At 38.5% G+C, this 24,262-nt stretch carries 16 protein-coding genes; 7 read left to right on the forward strand and 9 right to left on the reverse strand.

The window, feature by feature from the left end:
- The 7 genes from ACH3PA_RS12985 to ACH3PA_RS13015 all read right to left on the reverse strand — a co-directional run bounded on the left by ACH3PA_RS12985 (position 1) and on the right by ACH3PA_RS13015 (position 7,914).
- Positions 1–2,346: a PAS domain S-box protein gene (locus ACH3PA_RS12985; protein ID WP_416448221.1), complete on the reverse strand. Its 2,346-nt coding sequence runs from the start codon at positions 2,344–2,346 to the stop codon at positions 1–3.
- Positions 2,316–2,885: a heme NO-binding domain-containing protein gene (locus ACH3PA_RS12990; protein WP_416448222.1), complete on the reverse strand. Its 570-nt coding sequence runs from the start codon at positions 2,883–2,885 to the stop codon at positions 2,316–2,318. Before ACH3PA_RS12990 ends, ACH3PA_RS12985 begins: the two co-directional genes overlap by 31 nt.
- Positions 2,886–3,299, reverse strand: coding sequence for a response regulator (locus ACH3PA_RS12995; RefSeq protein WP_416443523.1), 414 nt, complete (start codon positions 3,297–3,299; stop codon positions 2,886–2,888).
- Positions 3,300–3,489: 190 nt separating this feature from the next.
- Entirely contained in the window at positions 3,490–4,173 is a 684-nt protein-coding gene (locus tag ACH3PA_RS13000) for a nucleotidyltransferase family protein (RefSeq protein WP_416448223.1), read from the reverse strand.
- A 10-nt stretch (positions 4,174–4,183) separates the two neighbouring features.
- On the reverse strand, positions 4,184–5,203 hold the full coding sequence (locus tag ACH3PA_RS13005; RefSeq protein WP_416448224.1) for an XdhC family protein: 1,020 nt from the start codon (positions 5,201–5,203) through the stop codon (positions 4,184–4,186).
- A 75-nt stretch (positions 5,204–5,278) separates the two neighbouring features.
- On the reverse strand, positions 5,279–7,429 hold the full coding sequence (locus ACH3PA_RS13010; RefSeq protein WP_416448225.1) for a molybdopterin cofactor-binding domain-containing protein: 2,151 nt from the start codon (positions 7,427–7,429) through the stop codon (positions 5,279–5,281).
- A 23-nt stretch (positions 7,430–7,452) separates the two neighbouring features.
- The gene (locus ACH3PA_RS13015; RefSeq protein ID WP_416443515.1) at positions 7,453–7,914 is read right to left on the reverse strand and encodes a (2Fe-2S)-binding protein; all 462 of its coding nucleotides are present in this window, start codon (positions 7,912–7,914) and stop codon (positions 7,453–7,455) included.
- 242 nt (positions 7,915–8,156) lie between these two features.
- Here ACH3PA_RS13015 and ACH3PA_RS13020 point away from each other — a divergent pair, with 242 nt between their 5' ends.
- Together ACH3PA_RS13020 and ligD are read left to right on the forward strand one after the other, a co-directional pair.
- The gene (locus ACH3PA_RS13020) at positions 8,157–8,933 is read left to right on the forward strand and encodes a Ku protein (RefSeq protein WP_416443513.1); all 777 of its coding nucleotides are present in this window, start codon (positions 8,157–8,159) and stop codon (positions 8,931–8,933) included.
- A gap of 3 nt (positions 8,934–8,936) precedes the next feature.
- Entirely contained in the window at positions 8,937–11,378 is a 2,442-nt protein-coding gene (ligD, locus tag ACH3PA_RS13025; RefSeq protein ID WP_416448226.1) for a DNA ligase D, read from the forward strand.
- Positions 11,379–11,618: 240 nt separating this feature from the next.
- Here the strand turns inward: ligD and ACH3PA_RS13030 are convergent, their stop codons facing one another.
- Positions 11,619–12,104, reverse strand: coding sequence for a ferritin-like domain-containing protein (locus tag ACH3PA_RS13030; RefSeq protein ID WP_416443509.1), 486 nt, complete (start codon positions 12,102–12,104; stop codon positions 11,619–11,621).
- Between the two features lie 188 nt (positions 12,105–12,292).
- On the reverse strand, positions 12,293–13,663 hold the full coding sequence (locus ACH3PA_RS13035) for an AGE family epimerase/isomerase (RefSeq protein WP_416443507.1): 1,371 nt from the start codon (positions 13,661–13,663) through the stop codon (positions 12,293–12,295).
- Between the two features lie 145 nt (positions 13,664–13,808).
- On the opposite strand from ACH3PA_RS13035, the gene ACH3PA_RS13040 reads away from it, so the two are divergent.
- From ACH3PA_RS13040 to ACH3PA_RS13060, 5 genes are all read left to right on the forward strand, one after another.
- A complete protein-coding gene (locus ACH3PA_RS13040; RefSeq protein WP_416443505.1) occupies positions 13,809–16,301 on the forward strand; it encodes a glycoside hydrolase family 9 protein in 2,493 nt (830 codons plus the stop codon).
- A gap of 4 nt (positions 16,302–16,305) precedes the next feature.
- Positions 16,306–17,295, forward strand: a complete 990-nt coding sequence (locus tag ACH3PA_RS13045) for a glycosyl hydrolase (RefSeq protein ID WP_416443503.1) — start codon at positions 16,306–16,308, stop codon at positions 17,293–17,295.
- A 1-nt stretch (position 17,296) separates the two neighbouring features.
- Positions 17,297–19,249 (forward strand): hypothetical protein, encoded by a 1,953-nt coding sequence (locus ACH3PA_RS13050; RefSeq protein WP_416448227.1) that lies wholly within the window; start codon positions 17,297–17,299, stop codon positions 19,247–19,249.
- Positions 19,250–19,576: 327 nt separating this feature from the next.
- A complete protein-coding gene (locus ACH3PA_RS13055; protein ID WP_416448228.1) occupies positions 19,577–22,687 on the forward strand; it encodes a SusC/RagA family TonB-linked outer membrane protein in 3,111 nt (1,036 codons plus the stop codon).
- 13 nt (positions 22,688–22,700) lie between these two features.
- Entirely contained in the window at positions 22,701–24,248 is a 1,548-nt protein-coding gene (locus ACH3PA_RS13060; RefSeq protein ID WP_416448229.1) for a RagB/SusD family nutrient uptake outer membrane protein, read from the forward strand.
- The last annotated feature ends 14 nt before the right edge of the window (positions 24,249–24,262 follow it).

Consider the following 24,262-nt stretch of genomic DNA (forward strand, 5'->3'; position numbering starts at 1 on the left):
CTATCGTTTTAGAGTAAAAAAGAAGGTGGTGCCAACGTTTACTTCGCTTTCTAACCAAATTTCTCCCTCATATAGCTCAATCACTTTTTTCACAATGCTCAAACCAATTCCGGTTGATTTTTCTGTGGTGCTTAGTGAATTGAACATTTTAAATATTTTCTCGTGGTATTCAGCAGGGATTCCTACTCCATTATCCTGAATGGAAAATGTGTAGTGATTTTCATCCTGCGTATGATCTATTTTAATTTCGCCTTTAGGCTTATCTATATGCTTAACTGCGTTAGTAATTAGATTTTGAAACAATTGTTGTATTCTGGTCGCATCTGCAGTGATAATAGGCAAGCGATTCTCGATACTAATCTCAATATGATCTGGCACGTAGATCATATCCTGAATGTTAGTTATCAACAGGTTTAGATCGAGCTCTGTGTCATTGAGATTGCTTTTGTCAATACTTGAATATTCAAGAATATTTTCAATGAGAGAGTCCATCTTTTCTACTTTGTCTTCTACAAGATTTAGGTTTTTAAGACCTTCAATGCCTAATTGATCTTTAAAGTCTTCTTTTGTCCAGCTTAGTAATGCAGAGATACTGCGTAAAGGTGATTTAAGGTCATGAGACACAATGTGCGCGTAATCATTAAGCTGCTCGTTTTGAAGTTCAAGACTTTGTAAGAGCGCTTCTTTTTGCAGCTCAAGATTTTTCTGCTCTGTTATATCAAGGCAGATTCCCGTTGAGCCTATAACATTATTATTGACATCATAATTTAAGGTTTTACTAACAAGTAAGCGTTTTATGGCTTTAGACTTGGTGATTATTTCTACTTCCCAGGTGTCATCTATTACCTGAGATGGTACGTCTTTTACGTTGCCACCAAGCAACATTTTTCTAATATTCTGGCCAAGTAATTCACTCTCGTTATAACCAGTAATATCACAAAAACTCTGGTTTACAAGCAGCACATTGTTAGCGTTATCCTGCTCAACAAGCCCCAAATTCATATTGGCAATTATGCCGCTGTATTTGTCTTTTTGAGCTCTAAGATTTTCTTTGTGATTTTTCTTTATCGTCACATCTTCATAACTCCACAAGTGACCTTTATAGATACCCTCATTATGTAATGGAATAAAACTTCGCTCAAAAAATCTTCCATCTGCGAGTTCTAATTCTTCAGCAATAACGATTTCTTTGTTTTGTATAAGCTCGTTTACACGAAATAAAAATTGCTCAGGATCAGCATAAAAATATTTAATTTGATCAGCGTTGCAGGTACAGTCTGAATTTTTTAAATCGTCAGGACTGGCTTTCAGGTTAAAATAATGGCAGAACTGTGTATTTGTAAGCAGAACCCTTCCGTTTTCATCTTCTAAGAGTATTCCTGTTTGCAGGTTTACAATTATGGTAGAAAGCCTGTTCTCTGATTCTCGTAATTTATCTTTCGCCAGTTTCTCTTTCGTAACATCTTCTATAGTACCAAGCTGGTATTTTATTTTACCCGATTTTTCTCTTACCGCCGTTACCGAAGTTTTTGCCCATACTACGTTTTTATGTTTTGTGATATATCTCTTCTCTAGAGTAAATGTATCAGATTCACCTTTATATAGTTTGTCTCGGTTTACGGCAGAAATCTCAATATCGTCAGGATGCGTAAGATCCTGAACTTGTAGATCTTTAAACTCATCTTTATCGTAGCCTAACATGTTACAAAGCGCATTGTTGACCATCACAAGACCGGTCTCATTTTCATCAGAAAGAGCGATACCAATGGGTGAATTCTCAACAATAATGTTTAATTGTTTTTTTTGCTCTTCCAGCTCCTGCTTTAATCTGGTTTCCTGTGTGATGTCTCGGGCAATACCTTGAGCAGCAATTGGTGCTCCTTCCTTATTGTGTATTATGCTGGCATTGATCTGTACGGTTTTTTCAGCGCCAGATTTTGTGATAATATGAGCTTGATAGTTAGAAAAATGACCTTCTTCAACAAGTTTTTTAAAGGCCAGCCGCGTATACTCCTTGAATTCCTTTTTTACTAAATCGTTGAGGTTTATAAGCTCCAGATTGTGATTGTAACCCAGCATTTTTATTGCCGTGTCATTCATTTTAAGTACGTTGCCATTAAGATCTATTACAACATACGCATCTGAAATATTAATAAAAACACCCTCAAGTTCAGAGGTTTTTTCAGAAAGTAATTCTTTTAATCTATCATTAGAACTCTGTAAAGCAAGAGAAAGCTCGTAAAGCTCTGTAGATTTCTGCTCCAGAATGTGCTCAGCTGCTTTACGTGCTTCCTTCTCACGCGCAAGTGCTCGTTCTAAGATATGGATTTGTTCTGATTGTTGCATTGAATAGTAGAAATCATGAATTTGACTTGGGTGCCTCTTTCGTTTAATTTAATTAGCTCAATATGTGCTTTTTTACCGTAATATTCAAAACTTTTTTCCATCAATGCTTTGGCAAACATATACATAGCTCTATCTGATGAATATACCATTTCCATCTTGTTATGATCCTGACTTAAGATACTGAAAGACGGTAGTTCTGCACCGGGATAGATCTTGCGTACCTGTACATGAATGTGGTTTTCTATAGAAGCGAGAAATTCAAAAGGATCGCTATAGCTGCGAAATACCGTTGGGTGATGGTAGGTAAGCGCTTTAAAAAAATATAACCCATACGTATAGATCAAATCATCTGCCGGAATATTGATTTTTTCGCTTAGCTGACCTATTAAAGTCTGCATTTCTATAAAATCATATGTCCCTATCGCAGAATAGATACCCTGTGATTTTAACCGGGAATGACTAATAATATAATCAACGGTTTGCAAGCCATATTGCTCTTCTACCATCTCAAGGAATTCTGTAAAAACTATGCCTTTCATCTATCCCTTAATTAGTTCATTAATGCTCCAGTAATTCAATACATGTTTTATTTTTTGTACGTAATCTTCATATTTCAAGGGCTTGATAACATAACCGGCAATTCCTACTTTATAACACGCGTGCACATCTTTGTGATTAGCAGATGTGGTTAAAACTATTGTAGGTATGTAACGCAGAACTTCATCTGCTTTTAGGATTTTCAAAAACTCGAGTCCGTTTATCTTTGGCATATTAAGATCAAGAAATATGATGTCTGGTAATCTGTCTTTGCGCGCAAGTATTTCAAGAGCTTCTTCACCATTGTTAGCTTCTGTGATTTTGTGTTGAAGCCCAAGCGAATTTATAGTACGGTTGAGTTTCATAATCTCGATCATATCATCTTCAATGAGAAGAATAGACAGGTTGTTATTCATGGCACTTTTAAAAATAAGGTTGTAGTTGAGTGTGTACAAAAGTGCCTCTAAATGCTCAAAAACAGGTTTTAAATCGATAAAATCGGGATTAAGTGTCGGTGGATGGTAGAAAAGTGTAGACGAATGAAATTAGAAAATAGCTGTTATCGCGATATTCATCCGTCTTTTATCAAGGAGTTTTAAGCGATAATTACTTCTGGCAACCTTTTAATTTCTCATAATCTTCAGGCGTGTCAATATCTGCAATGCGCTCTTTAGCATCAATTACCAGCACATTTTCTTCTGCATTATTCAGAATGTGTTTAGCACCATAATCCTTATCCAGCTTAATAAGGTCTTTAAAATACTTTTTAGGAAATAAAGCTGGCACACCTATTTTATTTGGGTATTTTGTGGCTATTATTTGCTTGGGGTTTTCAATTTCATGGCTAATAAGACTATTTAAATATGCTGTGTCTATTAAGGGTTGATCTGCCAGAGTGATGAGAACAGCGTTAGATTCTCGCTCCCTATAAATAAAATTTACACCATAAGCAATTGAAGAACCTAAACCATTTTCCCAGCTTTCATGGTGTAAAACTTTTACGTTTTTATCACGAATAGTAGGTTCTATAAAAGCGTAACGAGCTCCCAGCACAACCACAACCTCCTCAACATTGGCAGCAAGCGCCTGATCTATAGCATGTCCTAATAGATTTGTAGAACCCCACGGCAATAATTGCTTGATTCCTCCATAGCTTTTAATAGCCTTAGATTTGTCTTGCAGAGAAGTGCTTTCAGATTTATAGTTCACAGATCTGTCCTGAGGTTCTTGTTTTGAACCCATGCGGCTGGATGAACCTGCCGCAACGACCAGTGCTGCTATTTTCTTCAAAACTCCTGAATTAAGTATGTATCGCTCCGCTTTTATCTTTTAATGCGATAGGATCTTGTTTTCTTATTGTAGCAAGAATCTCTGAAACTATAGAAACAGCGATTTCTTGTGGTGTTTCTGCTCCTATGTTTAAACCTGAAGGACCATGAACGCGGTCAAAGAAATCAAAACTGACCTCAGGGCAATATTCCATAAACTCGTTTAATAATTTTTCTCTGCGTCGTGATGGACCTAAAAGACCAATATAAGCGGGTAAAGTGTCTTTTAGAAAGGTAAGAAATTTAAGATCAAGAGCATAATTATGGTTCATGAGAATAATTGCTGTCTCTTCATCGATTTTTGAAGTAGGTAATTCTTCGGGAATAACGTTTAAAATTTCTTCTGCTCCGGGGAAGTTGACTATTGTTTTTGGGTCTTTAGGTGAAGAAACAATTGTTACTTCCCAGCCCAATTGAGCCGCTGTAATACAAAGCTGAACCGCATCATGCTCTGCACCAATAATTATTAATTTAAATGCTGGTGACATTTCCTGTTCAAAAACCTCCTTTTTAGGGTCAATTTTCGGGGCAAAACGGGCAGAAAACGGCAGGATACTATCATTTTTAAATTGAATAACAGACCCCATTGAAGCGGTGTTGTTTTCGCTTAAAGCGAAATATGACTTTATAGTAAAAGGCGCTCTGCTTTTTAAATTGCTTTTAAAGGCTGTTATAAAATTATCATCTACAGAGAAAGGCTCAAGCAAAATATATAAAATTCCTTCACAACCCAGTCTATACCTGCCATCGTAAGTCATCATTTTAGGAACACTATCGCTAAAAACACTTTGTGCCTGTCTAAGCACTTCTTTCTCTACGCAACCGCCACTTACCGCACCTGTCATTTGCCCGTCTTCACTTATAAGCATGCGTACACCGGGGCGTCTGTATGAGGAACCATCGAGTTTAACGACAGTAGCAAGTACCGATTTTAAGCCTTTCTCGCGGGTTTTTATATAATTCTCAACGATTTTTTTGAATTCGTGGGTCATAGTTATTAGCAAAAACAGAGATAAATACACGAAGTAAATTATCTCTGTTTAGAATGATTGTTAAAATTTAGCGAATTAACCTATTAATTCTTTCACCTTCATATATTTTGTGAATGGTTGCTTGTACAGGCGTTGTCCTGTCGCCGCTTTAATAGCATTAGCTACAGCCGCTCCTGCAGCAGGCAAAGCCGGTTCACCCAAACCTGTAGGAGAAAGTTCATTTTGTATAAAATGTGTTTCTACTTTGGGCGCTTCCTGCATGCGTATTAATCTATAAGTCCCGTAATTACTAGAATCTGGTTGCCCGTCTTTAAAAGTGAAGTCACTGTACATAGAATGACCTATCCCGTCTACAATACCACCTTCTATCTGGTTTAAAGCACCTAACGGGTTTACAACTATACCGCAGTCTACAACACAAGTAACTTTTTTAACCACAGGCTGGCCACCTTCAAGTACAACATCTGCAACTTCGGCTACATGCGTATTGTGGCAGTAATATGCACAAAAACCCTGATAAACACCGTCTTCCTGTTTACCCCAGCCAGATTTGTCTACTACCGTATTAATAACATCTTCCATACGCTCTGGTGAGTATTGTATGCGCTCGTCTGTTGTGCCTTTCACTTTTTGAAGCAGATCAAGACGCATTTGCACGCGATCTACATTCATCACTTCAGAAAGTTCGTCAAAAAAGCTTTGTTCGGCGTAAGCTAAAAAGTTTGTATAAGGTGCTCGCCAGGCACCTGTGCTAATATTACTATCATATTTAGCCACATCTACCTGATAGTTTTCTATACAACCGGCAGGGAAGAAGTTAGGTATCAACCCATACATATTAGAGTTAATAGCGGCCTCTTTTAAGTGATAACCGGTTATTTTTCCATCTTTTACAGAAGCTTTAAATCTGTATTTTGTAGAAGGTCTGTAAGTTCCGGCAGTCATATCATCTTCACGACTAAAAACAACCTTTACTGGTTTTTTAGCCAGATCTGAAATCTGTGCTGCTTCCATCACAAAATCCCCATATAGGCGACGACCAAAACCGCCTCCCATACGAGTCATCTCAAGATGAACATCATTTATATCTCGTCCCAGTTTTTCAGCAACACCATTAGCAGTGCCTTCTGGCGTTTGTATTGGCCCAACAAGGTGAATTTTATCTGCAGTTACATTTGCAAAAAAATTCATAGGTTCCATACAGTTGTGCGGTAAGAATGGTGCTTCGTAAGTACGTTCTAAAACCTGATCAGCTTCCGCGAAAGCTTTATTAATATCACCGTCTTTACGCATAGTATTAAATTCTTTACCATCTAATAGACCGGTAAGAATTTTGTCGTGTTCTTCAGAACTTTCAAGTTTGCTGTCTACAACATAATTTGCCTGTAAAGCACGTTTACCTTTCATGGCAGACCAGGTGTCTTTTGCAAGCACGGCAATTTTATCATCAAACCTGATAACATCAACAACACCATCTACTGCGCGAGCATCTGAATCATCAAAAGATTCAAGCTTTTTACCAAAAGCGGGTGGGCGCATTACAGAAGCTATCACCATCCCGTCTTCTTTATAATCGTAGCCGTAAAGTGGTTTTCCTGTAACGATTTTATCTATATCTACATTTTTAGTATCGGTACCTATTATTTTAAAATCTTTGGGCTCTTTAAGTGTTACTTCTTCTGGTACTTCAAGTTGCGCCGCATCAGTTACTAGTTCGCCATAGCCTAATTTTGTACCATTCGGCGAAATAACAAAGCCATCAAGAGTTGTACATTCTGATGAGTCTATATCCCATTTCGCAGCAGCAGCATTAATAAGCATTTGTCTGGCTGTAGCTCCTGTTTGTCTCAAAGCATCCCAGCCTGCACGTATAGATTGACTACCACCGGCTACCTGTCTCGTGAAATTTTTAGTATCCAGCGGTGCCTGCTCTACATAAACATTTTTCCAGGGTACGTCTAGTTCTTCTGCGATGATCATAGGCATTGCAGTTTTCACACCCTGACCAATTTCTGGGTTTGGTGAGAAAATTGTCACTGCACCATTATCTGCAATTTTTATAAATGCATTAAAGTCTTTAAAATCGAGTTGAGCGATATCAACCGGTACTTCTGCCTTTTCTTTACACGCAGTAAAAAGGTTAAATCCTATTAAGATCCCGCCGCTTACCAGTCCCGAGACTTTCATAAATGAGCGTCTGTCGTATTTTGATGTCATGGTTGCCATTTTCTTCAAATTTTTAATTGGGATTAACCTAAGTTTTTAGCTGCTACTGAAACCGCTTTTTCTATGCGATTATAAGTTGCACATCTGCAAATATTGCCTTGCATGGCTGTACGTATCTCATCTTCAGAAGGAGCCGGGTTTTCTTTTAAAAAAGCCGAAGCCGTCATGATTTGCCCGGCCTGGCAGTAACCGCATTGCGGTACATCAATTTCTTTCCACGCTTCTTGTACAGGGTGAGAACCATCTTCAGATAAACCTTCTATGGTTGTAATTTTTGTATCTTCTACGGCAGAAACAGGCAAGAGGCAACTACGTGTAGCTACACCGTCAGCATGCACAGTACAAGCCCCACATTGTCCTATCCCGCAACCATATTTGGTACCTACAAGATCAAGATGATCTCTTAATACCCACAGCATTGGTGTATCTTCTGCAACATCTACAGAAAGCGATTCTCCATTTACATTTAAGTTATAACTTGGCATGATGGGTGAATTTTTATTTAGTTTAAAGAAGTAGTAATTCAAGTCTTGGTTGAAATTAAGAAATATTAAGAGTATGTCCTGAAATTTTAACATATTGTTAAATAGTTTTTTAGAAGTTTATATTTTTATATAGTTCATATCCAGTCATTTAATAAGAATGCTATTTAAACTCTTAAAATTAAATTAATACCGTAAAGCTCTACTGGGCTTTTTTGTAATTTGATTTTTAAACTACATGATATATGCGCTCAATCTGGAATGGTTCTATAAGTTTTGGTCTTGTTTCTATACCTATAAAAATGTACTCAGGATCAGAAGATCGCAAGCTTGATCTTGATATGCTAGACAAACATGATAATGCTCACATTCGCTATAAGCGTGTGAATGAAAATACGGGTAAAGAAGTAGAGTGGAAGGACATTGTAAAGGGGTTTAAGAAAGATGATGGCTATGTGATTCTTGAAGATGAAGATTTTGATCAGGCCAACATGAAAAAGAGCAAAACTATAGACATAGAAGAGTTTATTGAAGAAAGCGAAGTTGCAGACGTTCTTTTTAAAAAACCTTACTTTCTTGAGCCTCAAAAAGAAGGTGGTAAGTCTTACAACCTGTTGCGCGATGCGCTTAAGAAAACAAAAAAACTGGGCGTGGCTACTTTTGTCATGCGTCAAAAGGAGCATTTAGCGCTAGTGGGTGTTTATAAAGACGCTCTTGTTTTGCATATTATTAGATTTTCTGATGAGATACGCGATCCCGGCGAACTTAAATTGCCCGAGGCGAAAGTTTCTAAAAAAGAGGTAGACATGGCCGTTTCTTTGATAGAACAATACACTGAGAAATTTGATTTTGCCAAATTTAAAGATGTCTATATTGACCAATTAATGAAGATAATCGATGCAAAATCGACCGGAAAGGCACCAAAATCGGAGAAATTTGAGAGTAAACCTACTCCGGCTAAAGATCTTATGGCTCAACTTAAAGCCAGTCTCGAAAAGAAAAAGACGGGTAAAGCTTCCTAAAAAATGGCTCTTGAGGAATATAACAAGAAACGCGATTTTAAAAATACACCAGAACCCCAGGCAGAGATCAGTGATGACAATGCCGGTCGTTTTGTAATACAACGGCATCAGGCGAGAAGGTTGCACTATGATCTTAGACTTGAGATGGACGGTGTTCTAAAAAGCTGGGCTGTGCCAAAAGGTCCTTCTCTTAATCCTAATGACAAGCGTCTCGCAGTACAAACTGAAGATCACCCGGTAAAATATCTCACTTTTCACGGCTCGATCCCAAAAGGAAATTATGGCGCCGGAGTTATGAAGATCTGGGATGAAGGGACTTATCGTGTTACTCCTAATTCTGAAGAGCCAGATCTTTTAAAGCAATTTGATAAAGGTGATCTCAAGATTGAATTCTTCGGAAAAAAGATAAATGGCATATTTGCGCTGGTTCATACCAAGCGGCGCGATGCAGACAATCACTGGCTGCTCATTAAAAAGAAAGATTCTTTCTCTACAGATCTTGATTATGATGCTGAGGTTTTCGCAGAAAAATCTCCTGAAAGCACTAAAAAATCGGCTGGAAAGGTCAAAAAACTCGACCCGGAAGAATTTGTAAAACCTATGCTGGCAACAGCAACTAAAAAGATATTTAATGATCCTGACTGGGTTTATGAACTCAAATGGGATGGTTACCGCGTGATGGCGCACATTAAAGAGGGACGGGTAAATCTATATTCCCGCAACGGAATTTCATACAACACAAAATTTAGAAAGATCGCTAATGAGCTGGAGCATATTCCGCATGACGTGATTTTAGATGGTGAGATTGTTGTACTTAATGAAGAAGGATTGCCGCAGTTTCAGGCATTGCAAAATTATGATGAAAACTCGCCCGGTGCTTTGCGCTACTACGTTTTTGACATGTTGTATTTAAATGGCCACAGCATGCTTGATCTTAAATTGCTGGAGCGAAAAAGTCTCATTCCCGATGTTATTGATGATCTGGAAAGAGTGATCTACTGCGAGCATATAGAAGGTATGGGTTCTGCTTTTTATAAACGAGCCGTTGACGCCGGTATGGAAGGTGTGATTGCTAAAAAAACAGATTCTACATATTCGCCTGGTTACAGAAGTGAAAAATGGCTTAAAATAAAGGCAATAGAGACTGAAGAAACCATAATCTGTGGTTATACAGATTCTGTGGGCGGGGGCTCTATTTTTGGTTCCCTCATTTTAGGCATGTACAAGGAAGGGAAGTTGACTTACATAGGCAATTGTGGTTCGGGCTGGTCTGCAGATGAGCAACAGGTTTTGTTAGATCAAGTCGCAAAATTGAAAATTGATGAAAATCCCTTCGATAAAAAATTAAATCTGAAGGGCCGAAAACCCAATTGGGTGAGTCCGCAATTAATCTGTGAAGTAAAATTTTCAGAATGGACAAAAAGCGGCATCATGCGTCATCCTGTTTTTAAAGGTATTCGGTCAGATAAAACTCCACATGAAGTGACTCCGTCAAAAACCGCAAAGCCTGAAAGTTCAGATTCTGGTGAAAATTTCAAAAGCGGTTCAAATCTGGAAGTAGACGGTCATATTGTTCCCATAAGTAATTTGGAAAAAATCTATTGGCCGGATGCTGGTTACACAAAATATGATCTTATAGATTATTATCTCAATGTGGCAGATGTGATTTTACCATACTTAAAAGACCGGCCGCAAAATTTGCATCGCCATCCTAACGGTATAAAAAGTCAGGGATTTTATCAAAAAGATAATGAGACGCTGCCAGAGTGGATAGAAACCTTTGAAGTTTACTCAGAATCTTCTAAAAAAGATATCAATTACCTATTGTGTCAGAATGAAGCAACCTTGTTATATATGGCAAATTTGGGTTGTATAGAGATAAATCCGTGGAATTCCCGTATTCAAAATCTGGAAAATCCTGACTATATAATTATAGATCTTGATCCTTCAGATAAAAACACTTTTGAAGAAATTATTACTGTAGCGCAGGCTACTAAAGAAGTATTAGATCTGGCGGGAATAAAGGGCTACTGCAAAACTTCAGGGTCAAGTGGAATGCATATTTATATTCCGCTTAAAGCGAAATACACCTACGAAGAGTCCCGCGATTTTACCAAACTTCTGTGTTATTACATTCACGACATGCTGCCTGATCTAACTTCTATGGCGCGAGCCGTAAAAGACAGAAAAGGAAAAATCTATCTTGATTATTTACAAAATAGGAGAGGGCAAACATTGGCATCCCCATATTGCGCAAGACCTAAACCCGGCGCGACAGTTTCTGCACCTTTAGAATGGAAAGAAGTAAAAAGCGGACTGAAAATCGGTAATTTTACTATAAAAACCATGCTGGAAAGGCTAAAAACCCACGGTGATATTTTTACTCCTGTTCTGGAAACCGGTATTGATATGGAAGAAGCGCTAGTTAAGCTGAATGATGCCTAAATATATTAAGACGATTATGTGACCCTGAAACTAGTTCAGGGTGATGAAAGCACGAAGCCGTCATTGTGAATTCATTTCAGAATCGCACTAATAAACCAATAGCATTTTGATGTACTTCTGAATCTATCAAGAAAGCTTTCTGAACAGGGTGACATGAGGTTTATAGTATACTTAAAACAAAGCATAAAAAAATCCTGAAGCAATTAAACTTCAGGATTTTTCTTAAGGGGACTTAACAATTTATTTAACCTGCTCGGTTAAATTTTCTAATGATTTAGTTGTAGACAATGTTTGTCTTATATCTGCCAGTTGCTTTTGAAGTACAGAAGCGATCTCAGGCGTAAAACGATTATCTTTTAATTTCTCTTCATATTCTTCAACACTGGCTTTATCACCACGAATGCATTCTTCAAGAATTGACTCGTCACTATGACCAGTTACTGCGGTTTTAATATCAATCCACGTTCTGTGTAAAGTACCTGCTGTGCTTCCGCTTTCTTTAGGATGCTCATTAAGGTCGTGTAAAATCTTATCAATTTCTGTAGCAAACCTGTTCCTTGTAAATGCTTGATTTTTAAGATATGCTTTCAGATTCGGATTTTTTGCGTCTTCTATAGCTTTTTTAAAACCTTTTTCTGCATCATAATTCTTCTCTAGCAATTCCTGTAAATCTGAAACGATCTCATCATGATTTCTTTCTTTTGCTTCTTCAAGTGTGGTTTTCATAATTTTTGTTTTTTTTAGTTATATAAAGATAGCTAGAGCTAAAGCGAAAATGTCTTAAGAAAATCTCATTTTGCAAGGGTTTAACACTGGGCGTTAATAAGTGTGAAAATGGCAGATACAGAAAGAGGGAACCATTTTGGCTCCCTCTTTTGATATTAAAATCGACAGATTAAGATGCGATTTTGAGGCTATTTTTCCTGATTTTCTAATCGTTCAAAGCAGTTTATAAGCGCTCTAAAGTTGTGATAAGAAGCTTTCCAGATATGACCCTTTAAGGCCATTTTAGACTCAGGTGTTTTGTCAATGCCCCACTCGTACCAGCCGCCGTGCTCATCATCCATGAGGTAGGTCTGTGTATAATTCCATAACTTATCAAAGTAGTTTTGGTAATCAAGTTCGTCATCAGGAAAATTTTCTTCCATAAGTAAAAGACTGTTGAGACCTTCTGCCTGTGACCACCAGTTCTTATCGGCATTTACAATTGTTATCTTATCATCACCTTCATAATAATAACCACCATCATAAAAACCACCCACTTCAGGATCCCAGCCATTGCGTAGAGCGTGGTCTACCATTATCTTCCCTTTTTGTAAAGTAAGTGTGTCGTTCTCGATTCCTATGGCGTGAGAAGCTTCAAGCATTAAGTAAGCCGTTTCTACATCGTGACCAAAGGAAACGTGGTCCAGATAATAATGATCTGCGATAGTTTCTTTAGATTCTCCTTTAAAAGAAACCGGTGTCCAGTCTTTTTCAAAAAATAAGGTCATGTAACCTTTATCTGTAGTTATAGTATCCCTAACTAGTAGCAGCAATTCCTTGACACGTTCTTTTACGATCTCTGTTGGCCATACTTCATAAAGAGCAGTTAGAGCTTCTAGTAAATGTATCGAGCTGTTTTGATCTTTATAACCTACATCTGAAGTAGAAGGGAAATCTGCTGTGCGTTGTATGGGCGTGCCATCAAGTTCAAGAGATTGATAATAACCTTTATATTCAGGATCATGACTGTGTTCTTCTAGCCAGTTAAATGTTTCTTTAGCCAGATCAAGTGCCTCTTCATTTCCGGAAGCTGCATAATATGTAGCAAGACCGTAAATGCCAAAAGAGTTACCGTAGGCAGTTTTATTCTGCCCTTCCTGTGCAATGGGTTCACCTTGTTTATTTACCAGATTATAAAAACCACCATGTTCTTTATCCCACATTTTATCTCGTAAAAATTTAAAACCGTGTTCAGCGTAGCTTAAGTACTTTTCCTTTTCGTCGGGAAAAAGTTGGGCTGCTCTTGCATTGGTCCAGATATTTCTGGCTTGAGTAACAATCATTTTGTCATGCTTTTCGCCCAGCTTAAAATCATAGATAATTTGGCTATAATAACCCCCATCAACACTATCAATAGCGAGTGGATACCATTTATCAAGAAGGTCATCTTTTGCCGCTGTTCGCAGATCAGTTATGAGACTATCTTTAGGTGTTTCTTCAACAGTTTTTTCTTCTGTATGTTCCTTACAACCAGTAAAGACCAAAATTAGAAGAACAACAAGATTTAATTTAATTTGCATAGAATTTAGTATTTGATAGTCTAAAGATAGTAGAATACTCGTATTTTATGATATGTTGAAAAAATCATACTGCAAAAAGAGAAAATAGTATTAAGTCAACCTGCAAACCAAAACCTAGATTTAAAAATTCTAATTTATTCTAACCATGAATCTCAAATTTTATCTATTATTCTTCATAGGTGCTGTAAGTGCTTATGCTCAAAATGACACTACATCTCAGGGTTTTAAAATTAACGATCAGGAATATCTTGAGATGCGCGGTGCAGATGTTATGCTGGCACATGATTTTTATCCTGAAAGTCATCAAGGCGGTGTGGGTCTTATTCAAAACGGAATACGCGTGGCTACAAATGGTGACCTGCGACTTGAGCCTACACCGGGGCAGTGGCAACCTGTACCTAAAGTAGGAGAACGTGAGGTAGACAGAGAGAAGCAGGAGATAAGTGTACGTATGTCTTATCCTGATGCCTCTAAAGACAGAAAAGGATTTAACCCCATAATTTATCCAGACCTCAATATGTCTTATACATTAAAGGTTGTTCCGGAAGGGAAATCTTTTAAGATAATTATTGATCTGGATGAGCCTTTGCCCGAAGAATGGGTTGGCAAAGTAGGGATGAACATAGAACTCTTCCCGGGTATACTTTTTGGAAAGTCTTATTATATGGATGATAAGTTTGGAATTTTCAACACCCAGGCTAATGGTCCCGGCGCTTACGATGACAACCATGAGTTTCAGATCGAGCCAATGGCAGAAGGTAAAGAACTTGTGATTGTTCCCGAAGATGAAAAGCAAACACTCAAAATTGAAAATTTAAAAGGGAATGATCTCCAACTTATAGATGGCCGTGCACAACATAGTAACGGTTGGTTTGTAGTGCGATCACTTGTGCCAGCTGGCGCGACTAAAAATGCAATAGAATGGCTGGTAACTCCTACCGTGGTCAAAGATTTTCTGTATAGTCCGGTAGTGCAGGTTTCACAAGTAGGTTACCATCCCGCTCAGGAAAAAATTGCGGTAATAGAAACTGATAAAAATGATAAGAACGTGCGCGATGCACAGCTGCTACGTGTAAATAATGAAGGAGGTTTTACCCCCGTTAAGACCGAAAAACTGGCCAATTGGGGCGATTTTCTGCGATATCAATATTATCAACTCGATTTTACAGATGTAAAAGAGCCGGGCATGTATGTCGTTAAATACGGCGATTATACAACAAGACCTTTTCAAATAAGTGCAGATGTATATGAGCGCGATGTTTGGCAACCCACTGTTGAATATTTTCTGCCGGTGCAAATGTGCCACATGCGTATAAACGATCGCTATAAAGTATGGCATGGCCTCTGTCATATGGATGACGCGAGAATGGCGCCCACAGATTACAACCACTTTGATGGCTATATTCAGGGGCATGAGACTATGACTAAATATAAATCTGGAGAACATGTGCCGGGAATAAATATAGGTGGCTGGCACGATGCCGGGGATTATGATCTGCGTGTAGAATCTCAAGCTTCGACGGTGCAAGGTCTATCACATATTTACGAACTTTTTGATGTTCAATATGATAATACAAGTATTGACGAAGACGAGCGTGTGGTAGAAATCATGCAGCCTGATGGTAAAGCAGATGTTTTGCAACAAATAGAGCATGGTGTTTTATCTATTGTGGGTGCTTACAAATCTATGGGCCGTTTTTACAGAGGTATAATAGTGCCCACTAAGCGTCAATATGTGTTGCTGGGTGATGCTGTTTCTCATAGTGATGGTAAGATTTTTTCAAATGATAGCGCAGACAAGAAAATTCCCGTAGGATTGCCGGGAGCTCCTGATGATCGCTGGGTGTTTACAGAAGATAACGCGTTTAGAGAATTAAATGCAGCAGCGGGATTAGCAGCGGCAGCCAGAGTTTTAAAAGATTATAATGATAGTATGGCGCAGGATTGCCTTGATATAGCCGAAGAGATCTGGAATATCACAAAAACCGATCGTCCCATGGCAAAAATCAGCCTGGCGGTAGAATTATTACGCACGACTCAAGATCAAAAATATGCAGATTTCCTTACTCAAAATCAAGATGGGATCGTTCAGAGTATTAATCGCACCGGTTGGGTTGTAGGTCCGGCAATGCCTTTAATAAAAAGCAATAAGTTTAAAAAGGCGGTGCAGGAAGCTGTAAAAGGTTATTACAAAACTGTAGAGCAAGAAGGTACAGAAACTCCTTACGGCATGCCATACAAACCAGATATCTGGGGCGCAGGCTGGGGAATACAAAGTTTTGGCGTTCAACAGTATTATTTGCATACCAGCTTTCCTAATATTTTTCCAGATAAGTACATGTTGAGTGCGATGAACTTTGTGCTTGGTGTGCATCCCGGTGTAAATACGAGTTCGTTTGCTTCCGGGGTTGGGTCAAGATCACTTACGCAGGCTTATGGTCCTAATCGTGGTTCGGCTTCTTTTGTTCCGGGAGGTATAGGTTCTGGTACTGCTCTTATTCGCCCAGATTTTCCTGAATTGTTAGAATGGCCGTATCTATGGCAGCAAACCGAATATGTTCTGGGTGGTGGTACAACAGATTATATATTCCTGGTTTTGGCAGCAGATCAACTTCTCAATAAGACTTTAACCAACTAATATTATGAAATTAATCGCTGTATTATTTCTGGCTCTGCTTTCTGGGCTGGCCTGGTCTCAAACTCCTGTAAATGAAAACGCTTCCGCGGAAGCGAAATCCTTATTGCAATATATCTATTCACTAAATGACAGAATTATGGCTGGCCAGCACAGCTATAATGAGCACCCTGAGCAATTTTACAATAAAGCCGAAGAAATAGGAGGAAAGTTTCCGGCAGTGTGGGGAACAGATTTTTACTGGAACGGTCAGGATGATCCCGGTGATCGCATTGTTGCAGCAGCGATAAAAAAGCATGAAGAAGGAGCAATCGTGACTTTGATGTGGCACGTGGGTCGCCCTATGGATACTGCACCTTATGCCTGGAGTACAAGTGTGCAGGATGAGATTACAGATGAACAGTGGGAGGAATTTACAACTCCCGGGACACCGCTATACAAGAAATGGCTGGCACAGGTAGATAATGTTGCAGCGCATTTAAAAGATTTACAGGACGCGCATGTGCCGGTTTTATGGAGGCCTTACCACGAGATGAATGGCGTTTGGTTCTGGTGGGGAAATAAAAAGGGTAAAGATGGTTATGTGAAGATGTGGAAAAATCTGTACGACCGCCTTGTTAATTATCACAAATTAAATAACCTGATCTGGGTCTGGAATGCCAACGGCCCTCGAGATATTCCTGAAGATGAAGCTTACCCTTATGCCGATTTTTATCCCGGTGCAGATTATGTAGATATTCTTGCAACTGATGTTTATCACAATGATTATGAGCAGAAGGATTACAATGAACTTCTTGAACTGGCAGATGGAAAGCCAATTGCATTGGGCGAAGTAGGGCAGTTACCCAAGGTAAATGTGCTTGAAGCACAGCCTAAATGGTCTTGGTTTATGGTTTGGTCTAATTGGCTTGAGACAGCTAATACTCCACAAGCGGTAAAAGATGTTTACAATTATGAGAAAACTGTTACAAGAGATGAATTACACATCAAGAAATAGCATGAAAAAGATAGTAATATTAGGATTGTTTGCGGTAATAGGGTTGGCCTCTGCTGGTGTAAGTGCACAGACAGAATTTACAACTTGGGGAAACCTAACAGGAATAAGAATTGATAACCAGTTGATGGAATTCAATACCAGTCTGGCGCTGGAAAATAAATATGGAAATATTTGGGCAACTCGAAAAGAAGGTCAAAACACCGATTTTAAGCGTACAGAGGCTGATAAGCGCTTTACTTACGGAATGGGTGATAACATAAGCTGGTCTCAAGTTATTACTTCCCAAAAAGAAGGGCAAGCTCAATTGGCAGTTTCTTTTTCGTCAAAAGTAGACACAGTCATCAATGCAGCTTATTTTAGAGTATCACTGCCTACCGAATTTTATGACTCAGAGACCGATTTTCAGGTCAAAACACCCGATAATTTTAAATATAAAGATCTTGGTCTGGCAGCAGAAGAAGCTCTTTATAAAGGAATAGCCACAGGTGTTGTTGTGACTTCATCTACGCGTAAACTTGAAATCACTTTTGAAAAACCTACAGAGCTTTTGATAAAAGCAAAAGATTCGGCAAATCCTGATTTTCAACTCAATTTTGTACTTGCTTCCGGAAAAATTGCAGCTGATGAGAATTTTACAAATAACTTTAGTATTACAGCAAGCGGTGAGATAGACAAATCTCCCGTCGCCATTAAAGTTTTCCCTAATCAGGAAGGAGAGCCGTTTGATGGAATAGGAGGTAATTTTAGACTGCAGAATCCTAAAATGGATCCGCAGGTTATTGATTATAGTCTTAAGAACCTTGATGTTAACTGGAGCCGTGTAGAACTTCCGTGGAGACAATGGCAGCCTGACGAGAATAAAGATCCTATCGCTGAGGCGAAAAATGGGAATATTGATCCTAAAGTAAAAGCTTCACTTGAGATGGCGCAGCGTCTTGATAAAATGGGCATCCCGGTGATACTTGCCGCCTGGTTTGCCCCAGATTGGGCAATAGTGGGCGAGCGGGTAAGAGGAGTAAATCTGGATGGTTCAAGAGGAAATGCTCTTGACCAAACTAAAAAAGAAGCGATTTATAAATCACTTACTTCTTATCTCAAATATCTAAAAGAAGAGTATGGTGTTGAAGCAAAAATGTTTTCGTTTAACGAATCAGATTTAGGTATTGATGTCCGCCAGACTCCTGAAGAACACAACATGCTTATAAAGGAATTGGGTAAATACTGGGAGTCTAATGGTTTTGATACAAAATTTCTTTTAGGAGATACAGCAGATGCAAATGGCTGGGAGTTTACAACTTTAGCTTCTGTAGATCCTGAAACACAACCGTACATTGGCGGAGTATCATTTCATTCATGGAGAGGGTGGACAGATGAGAATATGATGAAATGGAGAGATATAGCCAATCGTGTTCACAAACCGCTTTTTATAGGCGAGGGAAGTATTGATGCGGGCGCATGGAGATATCCTCAAATTTTTGAAGAACCTACTTACGCGCTTGATGAGATAGATGTTTATGTGAAAATTCTTAATCAGGCTAGACCTCTCACTATTTTGCAGTGGCAACTTACATCAGATTATTCTCCACTTTCAGGAGGAGGTATATTTGGTAATACAAAAGACAAATTATATCCTACACAGCGATTTTTTAACCTCAAGCAATTGGGAGAAACACCCGATGATCTAAAATATATTCCTGTAACATCGGGTCAAAAAGGAATACGTGTCGCCGCAATGGGAAATCATGAGAATGGAAAATATGCTATACATATTGTAAATATGGGTGCTACCCGCATGGTCAACCTAAGCGGACTGCCACAAACACTGTCTTCACTTACCATGTATGTAACTAACAAAAATAAATCTTTTGAAAAGGTTGAAACCATTAACCTGAAAGATGGCTCAGCCAGTTTTGCACTTGAGGGAGCCAGTTTTATTTCTCTAATGAATCAATAATTACAAGTTAAAAGTTACTTCAATAGTCGATATTTCTTGTCAAATTCTCAATTAAAATGGCTATATATAAGATATTGCTAAATACCTATAGCGATACTTATCACTTTCATATCCTTATGATGAAATGGGTAAAATATGATAAGCAAATGACAAAATGTGATTAACATTCGCTTAACATCCCCTTTAAATTTGTGATTCAATTTTTTGTAATTGTAAACATGCCAAACATTTACAATTGCAAAAAGTGAAATCAAACAAGCAAATCAAACCAATATTAATTTTATGCGAATTTTTTCTTTAAAATCCGATTTTACTGAGAAATGGCTTATGAAAATTTTCATAGGGTTATTTCTGTGTACTGCGCTTCCGGCTATGGCTCAGAATACCATTACCGGTACAGTCGTAGACGCTAATGGCACTCCTTTACCGGGAGTAAATGTAATTGTTCAGGGCACTTCTACAGGAGCAGCTACTGATTTTGATGGGAAGTATGAAATTTCGGCTTCTCCCGAAAACGTTATCGTTTTTTCTTACGTTGGTTTTAACAGCGTAGAGGAAACCGTAGGTTCAAGATCTGTGATCAACGTAACGCTCACAGAAGATTCTGAAAGTCTACAGGAAGTTGTTGTCGTGGCTTATGGTGCAGCGGCTAAAAAGGATGTTACAGGAGCGGTAAGTTCTATAAATTCTGAAGAGCTGACTAGTTTTCCGTCTACCAGTGTAGATCAGGCTATACAGGGTAAAACTGCCGGGGTTCAGGTAACACAGAACTCAGGTGCACCGGGTTCATCGGTTTCTGTAAACATACGCGGTGTAGGTTCTTTTGGTAATACCACACCTTTATATGTAATTGACGGTTTCCCAACACAAGATATATCATTCTTAAATCCTAATGATATTCAATCGATTTCGGTTTTAAAAGATGCATCTGCAGGAGCTCTTTATGGTGTGCGCGCAAGTAATGGTGTTGTAATTATAGAAACGAAGCAGGGTACAAAAAATAAAATGATCGTTTCTGTAGATTCATGGACGGGTATACGTGCGGCTCCTAAGAATATTGAAATGCTCAATGCAGAGCAATTTGCAACATTTGCTAATAACTTAGGAACAGCGCAGGGTAACGATGTACTTCCTGAGTGGAGTGATCCTGGCTCGTTGAGGTCTGTCAACTGGCAGGATTATGCATTCCGTAATGGTTTTAGAATGGGACACAGCGTAAGTATACGAGGCGGAGGTGAAAAATTGAGAGCTGCATTTACAGCCGGACTTTTAGATGAAGAAGGTGTTGTAATTGAATCATCTTATAAAAGGTACAATGTTGGGTTAAATATCGATTATGATTTATCTGATAACTTCAAGGTAAGATCTGACATTAAATATTCTTATAATGAAAGTTATCAAAATCTAGGTCAGGGCTATTATAGTTTGTTGAAAGTATTTGCTAACGCTCCTTATTTGTCTAATACAGCCGGCGTAAATGTACCTTATGATAATAACGGAAATTATGGCGCTTTTCCTGATACCGGTCTATTAAGCCAAAGTGTAAACGTACTGGGTGCGGCTAAGCAACAGGATAATGATAATAGTAGAAATGTAGTCTTAGGAAATTTTGGTCTAGATTATAGTTTTCTGGATGGCTTTACAGCGAAAGTAAATTTCAGCTTTAATTCGCAGAATTATGCAGGATGGAATTTCATTCCTACTTATAATCGAGGAAATAATAATAATGATAACAATCCTTCAGCCCAATATAACATCTCACAAAATACTTCTAATGAATATCTTACTGAAGCGTTATTGCAATATGATAAAGAGATAGCCAAGCATAAAATAGGAGTGTTATTAGGAACATCTGCACAGCGTACACGCTATAAAAATATATTCGTAGACAGTAGAGGATTCTTAAACAATGAAATAAGAGATCTTTCACAGGCACAACAAATTGTTGATCAATCTGGTACGCACGGTACAAGTACCCTTGCCAGTATGTTTGCCCGGGTTAATTACAGCTACGATAGTAAATATTATTTAACCGCAACCGTACGTCGTGATGGTAATGGCGATCGTTTTGGTGCTAATAATCTATACGGTGTATTCCCCGCCTTTGCAGCAAGCTGGAACATAGATCAGGAATCATTTATGGATGACAGCACATTCGATGTTCTAAAATTAAGAGCAAGCTGGGGTGAGACCGGAAGCTATTTTGGTATTGGGGCATTCCAGTTTCAGGGATACTATAACAATGGGACAAGCGCAGATGATGCGGGGTATGTGTTAGGAGGTCAACCGGTAGCAGGATTGCAACCCGTTTCATTGGCAAACCCTGATCTTAAATGGGAAACTCAGGTACAAACAGATATAGGTCTAGAAGGTGAATTGCTTAACAGAAGATTATACTTCACAGCAGATTACTTTAGAAAAGAATCTTCAGATTTCTTGTTCTATCAAACAATACCATCACAAACAGGATTTGAGAGCAAGTCTGTAAACGGTGGTAATGTGATCAACCAAGGTCTTGAACTATTAGTTGGTTATAGAAAAAATGAAGGAGATTTTACCTGGGACGTTTCAGCTAATTTTACTTTAGTCGATAATGAGATAACCGAGTTAGTGGGTAATAACGACTACGTGATCTTCGACAGTAATTTCGCTCCTAATTTTGTTGACAACTGGTCAGGTATTACTCGTTCTTACGTAGGTGGAAATGTAGGTACCTTCTACGGCTACAGGGCAGATGGTATTTTCCAAACGCAAGGAGAGATTGATGCCTTAAATAATAGTTCGCCTGATGGTAGCTATCAATCTGTTGCAACCTCACCCGGTGATAGAAAATTTAGAGATTTAAATGGTGATGGTGAGATTTCCGGTGCAGACCGTGAAGTTATAGGAAGTCCTATTCCAGATTTCTATGGTGGTGTTAATTTCAACGCGAGCTATAAGAACTTTGATTTAGGAATAGATATTTACGGTACTTATGGTAACGACATTTTGAATTTTACACGTGTTGAGCAGGAAACTTCTGGTGGTTATGGTCTTGCTAATGCTTATTCTAATGTTAGTTTAAAATATTACAACAACAGATGGACCCCAGATAATCCTTCTAATACGTACGCGAGAGCTATTTTAGATGATACCGGCACTCAAAATAACAGAGTTTCAGATCATTTTGTTGAAGATGGTTCTTTCTTAAGACTGCGTAATGTGAAGTTGGGATATAATTTTCCTTCAGAAACTATTGGTGTTCTAGGTTTAACAAGCGCCAAAATATATGTAAGTGGTCAAAACCTCATAACTCTTACAGGTTATAGCGGCTGGGATCCTGAGATAGGGGAAGTAACAGACATAGATGGTAATGGCGGTGTGCAAACAAGAGGGATAGATTTTGGAGCTTATCCTATTACCAGAACCTTCACTGTAGGTGTGAATTTACAATTCTAAAAAAAAATAAGTCATGTATAGAAAAATGAAAAAAATAAGCGTTTTAGTGGTACTAGGGGCCGCTGTAACGGCTCTCTTGTATAGTTGCTCAGACAGCTTCTTGCAGGATGAAAAATATGATGGATTAGGTGACGAGTTAGTTTTTGCTTCAGATGAGACTGCTTCTGCAGCAGTAATAGGAGTTTATGACACTTTTCAGGCAAGTCCTGCAGAATATTTAACTAAAGCGGTATTCTATCCTGCAAACTTCCTGACACAGGATTATCTCAATATAGGTTCAGATACATTCTTCCAGACTTTTGAAATTCCTGCAACATTTGGTGCATTCAATAACTTTTGGATCATAAACTATAAAGGTATAGGTAGAGCAAATTCTGCATTGCAAAATTTACAACCTGCCGTCGATGCTGGTAATGTGAGTGCAGAACTGGGGGATAGATTAATAGGAGAATGCTACGCTTTACGCGGAATTTTATACACGCTGCAAGCCTCAAACTTTGGTGGTGTGCCACTTGTTCTTGAGCCGGCAGGAGGATCTACAGATGCTTTTGCTCCCCGTAATACTCAGGAAGAAGTATTTACCCAGGTAACTCTTGATATGGAAGAAGCCATTAAAAGATTGCCATGGTCTTACGATGAAGCTAATAAAGGTAGATTAACAAAAGCAACTGCCTATGGTTACTTAGGTGGCGCTTATATGTGGCTGGGGCAATATGACAAGGCAATTGCTGCTTTTGAAGCTCTTGAAGGACACGTAGAACTGGAAGAAGATTTCTTTGATATTCATGCTTATAGCAATAAAAATGGTAAAGAATCTCTATTTGAGATACAAATGTATGACGGCGCCGGTGATCTAAGCTGGGGTCATAACGACAATGTAACTTTTCTACAATCATTCTGTATGCCTAATGAGATCGCAAATGGTGGTGGTTATACTGCTGCAACTAAAGTGCTTTATGATTCTTTTGAAGAAGGGGATGAGCGCAAGAGAGCGACTATTATAGGTCCTGGAGAAACACATCCTGATCCCTTGATCAATATTAAAGATTATCCTAATGTTCAGGAAAATTTTGGAGGTATCAACACTTGCGGTACAGTTGAAAACCCATGGTTAGGTACAGATGGTTTACAAGGCAGACAAGGTTATTATGATGTAAAGGCATGGAGAAATCCTAATGTTGACGGATGGTCTGGACCAAACATTTTTGGTGGTCAAAACCTGATTTTCTTGCGTTATGGGGAGGTTTTATTGAGTCTTGCAGAATCGTACCACAAAATTGGTAATGATGCAAAAGCAATGGAATATGTTATGAAAATTAGAAACAGAGCAGGATTAACTACTACGCCAACAGGTGATATGATGGATATTATCATGCAGGAATACAGACATGAAATTTCTGGAGAATTCTCACTCTGGTGGGTACTTAGAAGAACAGGGGAGCATGTGCGCTATCTTAAAGAAACATTTGGCGTTACTATCCCTAATGGTAAAGATCTAATGCCAATCCCACAGGAGCAGATTGATATTAACCCTAATCTTACTCAAAATCCAGGATATTAATTAGCCAACCAATT

The sequence above is a fragment of the Leeuwenhoekiella sp. A2 genome (genome assembly GCF_047946655.1).
Lineage (GTDB): Bacteria > Bacteroidota > Bacteroidia > Flavobacteriales > Flavobacteriaceae > Leeuwenhoekiella.

Bases quoted from the DNA above. Each gene is read 5' to 3' on its own strand.
- ACH3PA_RS12985 (WP_416448221.1), bottom strand. From the start codon at position 2,346: ATGCAACAATCAGAACAAATCCATATCTTAGAACGAGCACTTGCGCGT.
- ACH3PA_RS12990 (WP_416448222.1), bottom strand. From the start codon at position 2,885: ATGAAAGGCATAGTTTTTACAGAATTCCTTGAGATGGTAGAAGAGCAA.
- ACH3PA_RS12995 (WP_416443523.1), bottom strand. From the start codon at position 3,299: ATGAATAACAACCTGTCTATTCTTCTCATTGAAGATGATATGATCGAG.
- ACH3PA_RS13005 (WP_416448224.1), bottom strand. From the start codon at position 5,203: ATGACCCACGAATTCAAAAAAATCGTTGAGAATTATATAAAAACCCGC.
- ACH3PA_RS13010 (WP_416448225.1), bottom strand. From the start codon at position 7,429: ATGGCAACCATGACATCAAAATACGACAGACGCTCATTTATGAAAGTC.
- ACH3PA_RS13015 (WP_416443515.1), bottom strand. From the start codon at position 7,914: ATGCCAAGTTATAACTTAAATGTAAATGGAGAATCGCTTTCTGTAGAT.
- ACH3PA_RS13020 (WP_416443513.1), top strand. From the start codon at position 8,157: ATGCGCTCAATCTGGAATGGTTCTATAAGTTTTGGTCTTGTTTCTATA.
- ligD (WP_416448226.1), top strand. From the start codon at position 8,937: ATGGCTCTTGAGGAATATAACAAGAAACGCGATTTTAAAAATACACCA.
- ACH3PA_RS13030 (WP_416443509.1), bottom strand. From the start codon at position 12,104: ATGAAAACCACACTTGAAGAAGCAAAAGAAAGAAATCATGATGAGATC.
- ACH3PA_RS13035 (WP_416443507.1), bottom strand. From the start codon at position 13,663: ATGCAAATTAAATTAAATCTTGTTGTTCTTCTAATTTTGGTCTTTACT.
- ACH3PA_RS13040 (WP_416443505.1), top strand. From the start codon at position 13,809: ATGAATCTCAAATTTTATCTATTATTCTTCATAGGTGCTGTAAGTGCT.
- ACH3PA_RS13045 (WP_416443503.1), top strand. From the start codon at position 16,306: ATGAAATTAATCGCTGTATTATTTCTGGCTCTGCTTTCTGGGCTGGCC.
- ACH3PA_RS13050 (WP_416448227.1), top strand. From the start codon at position 17,297: ATGAAAAAGATAGTAATATTAGGATTGTTTGCGGTAATAGGGTTGGCC.
- ACH3PA_RS13055 (WP_416448228.1), top strand. From the start codon at position 19,577: ATGAAAATTTTCATAGGGTTATTTCTGTGTACTGCGCTTCCGGCTATG.
- ACH3PA_RS13060 (WP_416448229.1), top strand. From the start codon at position 22,701: ATGTATAGAAAAATGAAAAAAATAAGCGTTTTAGTGGTACTAGGGGCC.